This is a genomic window from Saliniramus sp. (genome assembly GCF_035311605.1).
GTDB lineage: Bacteria > Pseudomonadota > Alphaproteobacteria > Rhizobiales > Beijerinckiaceae > Saliniramus.
Map to the genome: position 1 here is coordinate 1 of NZ_DATGCW010000237.1, position 5610 is coordinate 5610.

The 5610-nt window shown below is 63.0% G+C and carries 6 protein-coding genes; 3 read left to right on the plus strand and 3 right to left on the minus strand.

Translation table 11 applies throughout. The annotated features are described in order from the left end of the window. On the minus strand, positions 1-1291 hold a 1291-nt coding region (locus VKP01_RS10660; protein WP_324412122.1), incomplete at its 3' end, for an ATP-binding protein. Between the two features lie 174 nt (positions 1292-1465). Between VKP01_RS10660 and VKP01_RS10665 the strand changes: the two genes are divergently transcribed. From VKP01_RS10665 to VKP01_RS10675, 3 genes are all read left to right on the plus strand, one after another. After that, positions 1466-1642 (plus strand): hypothetical protein, encoded by a 177-nt coding sequence (locus VKP01_RS10665; protein ID WP_324412123.1) that lies wholly within the window; start codon positions 1466-1468, stop codon positions 1640-1642. Positions 1643-1772: 130 nt separating this feature from the next. After that, positions 1773-3059: an FAD-binding oxidoreductase gene (locus VKP01_RS10670; RefSeq protein ID WP_324412124.1), complete on the plus strand. Its 1287-nt coding sequence runs from the start codon at positions 1773-1775 to the stop codon at positions 3057-3059. A gap of 478 nt (positions 3060-3537) precedes the next feature. Next, entirely contained in the window at positions 3538-4209 is a 672-nt protein-coding gene (locus VKP01_RS10675; protein ID WP_324412125.1) for a DUF4760 domain-containing protein, read from the plus strand. 160 nt (positions 4210-4369) lie between these two features. On the opposite strand, the gene VKP01_RS10680 is transcribed toward VKP01_RS10675, so the two are convergent. Together VKP01_RS10680 and VKP01_RS10685 are read right to left on the minus strand one after the other, a co-directional pair. After that, positions 4370-5026 carry a CoA transferase subunit B gene (locus tag VKP01_RS10680; protein WP_324412126.1) on the minus strand — a complete coding sequence of 219 codons (657 nt, stop codon included), beginning with the start codon at positions 5024-5026 and terminating at the stop codon, positions 4370-4372. Between the two features lie 23 nt (positions 5027-5049). Then, positions 5050-5610: CoA transferase subunit A (locus tag VKP01_RS10685; protein WP_324412127.1), on the minus strand; the 561-nt coding region annotated here is incomplete at its 5' end.

Sequence of the window (5610 nt, forward strand, 5' to 3'; positions counted from 1 at the left end):
CGAGCGCCGCGCGGGCAAAAAGCAGATAGACGCCCTGAATGTCCTCGGGCAGCCCCTCGGCACAACGCAGAGCCTCGTCCCATTGCGGGTTCTCGGCGGTTTGCGCATCGACGCCCGCGCGCGCCACGGTAAGGCGACGACGGAACTCTGCGAGATCGGGCGGGCCACCGGGGACGCGCCGGATCCGGCAGCGCACCAGAAAATCCTGATACAGCACCGCATGCGAGCGAAACGACGCGTCTTGATCGGAAAGGATCTCCCCCATCACCGCGTTGAGCCCCGCCTCGCGGGCCTGCGGATCATGAATAGGTTCCTCGGGCGCCGTCATGGCCGGGCGCTCGCGTACCACCTGGGCCAGGAGATCGTTGGTCGAGGGCATCGGCGCAGGAGCGGGCCGGCGCTGGATCTGCTCGCGCTCGAGTTCGCGCTCCTCGGCCGTGGGCGGAGCGAAGATCAGATCGCGCGCCTCGTCCGCAGGCTGCTCGGGCAGCGGCATCAGCTTCGGCGAAGTCGAGCGCGCCTGCGTTTCCACATCGCCGATGCGAATCGGGATCGGGCGACGTGACAGGGCGGGGCCGAGCGCGATGAAATGACCGCGCGCGAGATCGCGGAATGCCTCCGCCTGCCGGCGCTCCATGCCAAGCAGATCGGCGGCGCGCATCATGTCGATATCGAGAAAGGTGCGCCCCATCAGGAAGTTGGAGGCCTCGGCCGCGACATTCTTGGCGAGCTTTGCGAGACGCTGCGTGGCAATGACGCCGGCGAGCCCGCGCTTGCGCCCGCGACACATCAGATTGGTCATGGCGCCGAGCGAGACCTTGCGCGCATCGTCGGAGAATTCGCCCGCAGCGGTGGGCGCGAAGAGCTGTGCCTCATCGACGACGACGAGCATCGGGTACCAGTGATCGCGCTCGGCATCGAACAACCCGCCGAGAAAGGCTGCCGCCGCGCGCATCTGCTGCTCGGCCTCAAGCCCTTCGAGATTGAGCACGACGGAAACCCGGTGCTGGCGCACCCGCGCGGCGATGCGCTGGAGATCAGCCTCCCCGCGCTCGGCATCGACGACGATATGGCCGAAGCGCTCGGCCAGCGTGACGAAATCGCCCTCCGGATCGATCACCGCCTGCTGCACCCAGGGCGCGCTCTGTTCGAGAAGCCGGCGCAGGAGATGCGACTTGCCAGAGCCGGAATTGCCCTGGACCAGCAGACGCGTGGCCAGAAGCTCCTCCAGATCCAGCATGGCCCGGCTCTCGCCCGGACCCGTCACCCCCATATCCACACCGACCGTCATGCCCGCTCCCGCCGCATTGCACCAGATGGGGTGATAACACAGCACTCCACCATGTGGAGGCCGTGCAAAGCGCCCTCCACAGATTCGGCAGGGCTGCGCGCAATGGCGCGTCGAACCAGCGAGGGTCTGCGGCGTTAACCTGTCTCGAACGACGCGGTTTGCAAGGAGGTTCCCATGTCAGCCAATGACAAGCTGCACGATCGGCCCTGGAGCTACGAGGAAGTCCAGCAATTGCGGGAGATGGTGAATGAAGGCGTTACCGATTCGGTCATAAGCCTGAAGCTGAAACGCTCCATCGCCGATATCCACGCCAAGCTCTCGGAACTCGGGCTCGTGGCCAAGACGGGTTGAGGCGACCGGATTTGCGCCCGGCATCGGTGTCGAGCGGTGCTGCGGCCTTGGACGCCTTCACACATCGCCATGGCGAAATGCCGCAAGATGCGCTTAAATCCTGCGACGCAATCGCAAGGCAGGACGATACATGGGCTATATCGACAGCTGGTACGCACGCACACTCTCGGATACGGCGGCTTATCCGATGCTCGAAGGCGAGCATGAAGCGGATGTCTGCATCATCGGTGGCGGCTTCGCCGGACTGACGGCGGCACGGGAGCTCGCGCGCGCCGGCAAGCGCGTCGTCGTGCTCGAAGCGGAACGCGTCGGCTGGGGCGCGTCGGGGCGCAATGGCGGCTTTGTTTCGCCGGGCTACGCTGCCAGCCTCTCGCTGATATCGCTCTATACCGGCGCCGAGCGCGCAAAAGCGCTCTACCGGCTCTCGATCGAGGGGGCCGACATGGTGCGCGGAAACGTCGATGCGCTCGGTGCGCGCGACGCATGCAAGCCGGTCCACGGCAAGATCGGCGTGATGCGCTATCCGGCTCGTGACGCGCTGATGCAGCGTCGTGATCAACTCGCCCGCGATTTCGGCTATCATCTCGACTATATGCCGCGCGAGGACGTCGGCGCAGTCCTGCGCTCCGACAAGTACTGCGATGCGCTCCACGATCCGCAGGCCTTCCATTTTCACCCGCTGAACTATGCCAGAGCCGTTGCCCGCGATATCATCGCCCATGGTGGTGCCATCTTCGAGAACAGCGCGGCAATCGGCGCCGTGCTCAATGCGCCGGAGAAACGCCTGCGCACGATCGGTGGCAGCGTGCGCGCGCGCGACGTCGTCCTCGCCGGGGGTGGCTATACTACTGATCTTGTCCCGGAATTGCGCCGGGCCTATCTGCCGATCGCGACCTATGTGCTGCTCACCGAGCCGGCACCCGAGCGGATCGCGCAGGCCGTCACAAGCCCCTGCGCGATTTCGGACAACCGCCGTGCGAATGATTATTACCGCCTGGTGGATGACGGTCGGCGGCTGCTCTGGGGCGGGCGTATCACCACCCGCCGGGCCGAGCCGCGCGACCTCGCCGCGCTCCTGCGCAAGACGATGGTCTCGACCTATCCGCAATTGTCGGATCTGCGCGTGGAGATCGCATGGTCAGGGTTGATGTCCTATGCGCGCCATCTGATGCCGCAGATCGGACGCTTGCGCGATGGCGTCTATTACTGCACCGCCTTCGGCGGCCATGGGCTCAACACCAGCACGATCGGCGGACGCGTCGTCGCCGAGGCGATCACCGGCGAGAGCGACCGCATCCGCCTGTTCGAACCCTTCGGCCTCGCCTGGAACGGCGGCCCCTTCGGCACGGCGGCAGTGCAGCTGACCTACTGGAGCTATCAGGCGCAGGACTGGTGGAAGGAACGTCGGGCGGCGTGAGGGGATAGAGGGGGCCGGGTTCGTATTCTCCCACCCTTTGAACCGGCTGCTATGACGGGTGTTGAAGATCTTCGGTTTGCCGTAGCGGGTTCCTGGCGGTTGCAGTGATCAAGCCCAATCGCCGCATCTCATGCGGTGATTAGGCTTCACAATCTCCGCAAGGCATGCCGGCATCAGTGCCAGGCCGGTTACGTCCGGACCCGATTTTCACGGGCATCGGGATGTCGTCATTGGCCTTCGTGCACCGGATTCGATTTTTTTGGGCAGCGCCGCCGTTCCCAGGCACCCTGAACCTCATTGCCGGGTTTCGGCCCGTACGGATCAGCGAGCGTATGCCAGATCCATCTGTATGCCATCATGGTCGCTCAAAGCGCGACCACCGCCAAAATTGCGCGGGAGACGACCCGGACATTCTGTCGCACTTTCGACATAATTTATTTGTGATTTACGAAAACAGAAACACAATTTTAAATTTTGAGTGAGGCGTGAAGCAATGCAAGCGACAGATAAGATCAGCCAGGTCAGCATTCACTTCCCAATCAGGTTTTCGGCTGTGGCCGCTCTGGTGCTGGTTCTGCTTACCATCGTATTCTGGGCCGTTTCGGGCGACACGATCGAAACACTGGTGTTTTTCGCCGTGGGCGCCGCTGCGACCGCGCAGATCACCACGGCCTTTTTCACCGCACGCCTTCTCGGCTTCCAGATCTCGACCCGCGACGCGGAAATCGAGCGGGAACAGCGAGCCGATGCTCGTGAGGAGTTGCGCAAGCAGCGTGAAGAAGCCCATGACGCGTTTCTGTTGCGCCGGGAGGCGATCCGTTTCGGTGAACGCTGGAATCATCCGGAGATGCGGGAGGCACGCGCGACCCTCAGGAGCATTCTCGACAAGAACGGTGATGCTGGCGCACTCAACGCCTATCTCAATGAGAACAAGCTCGACGTGAATCACGTCCTCAACTTCATCGAGGAGATGGCGACATGCTGCCGCCATGGCCTCGTCGACGAGCCGCTCATGCGCAAGCAGTTCGACTATGTGGTGTGCAAGACGTGGCGATCTCTCTCAACCTGGATCGATGGAGAGCGCAAAGCGAGTGTCGACGCGATCTGGGAGGACATGGAATGGCTCTACGACCAATGGAAGACACCTTGAAACCGACTGGTGCAACGGCTATCTTCGCTATCAAAGAATGCGGTTCGTGAAAGGAACGATTATGTCTTGGAAATACACCCTCTGAGCACTCTTCTCTGATCTTGAACGTATACGGCCTGCCACCCGGCAGGCCGTTTTCATTCTCGGACGCAGCCGCCACTCACACCGCGACCTTGAACGCGGCTTCGGTTTTCGCCTTGATCTCATCGACGCTGACGCCGTCGGCCAGCTCGATCAGGGTCATGCCGCCATCGCCCTCCTTGTCGATGGAGAAGACGCCGAGATCGGTGATCACCATGTCGACGACGCGGGTGCCGGTCAGCGGCAGGTCGCAGGCCTTGAGGAGCTTCGGCGATTCCGAGCCGTCCTTGCCCTTGGCGACATGCTCCATCACCACCACGACCTTCTTGACGCCGGCGACGAGATCCATCGCGCCGCCCATGCCCTTGACCATCTTGCCGGGGATCATCCAGTTGGCGAGATCGCCGTTCTCGGCCACCTGCATGGCGCCGAGGATGGACAGGTCGATATGGCCGCCACGCACCATGGCGAAACTGTCCGCTGACGAGAAGAAGCTCGTTGTCGGCAGTTCCGTCACGGTCTGCTTGCCGGCATTGATCAGATCGGGATCCTCCTCGCCCTCATAGGGAAAGGGGCCCATGCCGAGCATGCCGTTCTCGCTCTGCAGCTGCACGCTCATGCCTTCGGGGATGTAATTCGAGACCAGCGTCGGAATGCCGATGCCGAGATTGACGTAGAAGCCGTCGCGCAATTCCTTCGCGGCGCGCGCGGCCATCTGTTCACGGGTCCAGGCCATGATTGTTCTCCTTCACGCGTGATTCAGGCTGCGGGCTTTTCGCGGGTGGTACGCTTCTCGATCATCTTCTCGACATCCGGCACATGGATCATGCGCTTGACGTAGATGCCCGGCGTGATGATGTGGTCAGGATCGAGCGCACCCGGCTCCACCAGATGCTCCACCTGCGCGATCGTCATGCGCGAGGCGGTGGCCATCATCGGATTGAAGTTGCGCGCGGTCTTGCGATAGATCAGGTTGCCTTCCGTGTCGCCCTTCCAAGCATGCACGAGCGAGACATCGGCGAACAGCCCCGTCTCCATCACGTAATCATGCCCGTCGAAATGGCGCACTTCCTTGCCCTCGGCGATCAGCGTGCCCACCCCAGTCTTGGTGAAGAAGGCGGGGATGCCGGCACCGCCAGCGCGGATGCGCTCGGCCAGAGTGCCCTGCGGGTTGAATTCGAGCTCGAGCTCGCCGGCCAGATATTGCTGCGCGAACAGCTTGTTCTCGCCGACATAGGACGAGATCATCTTGCGGATCTGGCGCGTCTCAAGCAGCAGGCCGAGGCCGGCGCCGTCAATGCCGGCATTGTTCGAGACCAC